Origin of the sequence: Streptomyces megasporus (assembly GCF_000718985.1) — a bacterium.
Classification (GTDB): domain Bacteria; phylum Actinomycetota; class Actinomycetes; order Streptomycetales; family Streptomycetaceae; genus Streptomyces; species Streptomyces megasporus.
In genome coordinates this window covers 1-384 of record NZ_JODL01000113.1, presented here as the reverse complement: position 1 = coordinate 384, position 384 = coordinate 1, and the positions used below count along the sequence as shown (strand labels likewise).

Below are 384 nucleotides of genomic sequence, written 5' to 3'. Positions count from 1 at the left end.
AGACCATCCGCAGCATCAACGGCTCCCTGGAGTGCGACGGCAAGAACCCGGCGCAGGTGCAGAGCCGCGTCAACAACTACCAGCGGTTCACGCAGATCCTGGGGACGTCGCCCGGCGGCAACCTCTACTGCTGACGCCGGACCCCGGGGCGTGGTGTCATGCAGGGTGTCATGTACCTGATCAATCTTGATCAGTCCGACGAAGGGCATCCCTCTGCCATGTGCCCAGGCCTACGACGGAAGCGTGCTGACCCGACCTGTCGAATGTGCGCTCGTCCATGGGCGTCAGTCTGTCACCCGTCACGGCTCCGCGCGGAACGTATCGCTCCGGCCCGCAGACCCCGCCCGATTCACTCACACGAGTGAATAGAGGCAACAGGAACGC

1 protein-coding gene is annotated in these 384 nt (G+C 64.1%); it reads left to right on the top strand.

What is annotated here, in order from left to right; translation table 11 throughout:
* Positions 1-134, top strand: a 134-nt coding sequence (locus IF47_RS0126915) for a glycoside hydrolase family 19 protein (RefSeq protein ID WP_031511654.1), incomplete at its 5' end; no start/stop codon positions are given.
* Between the last annotated feature and the right edge of the window lie 250 nt (positions 135-384).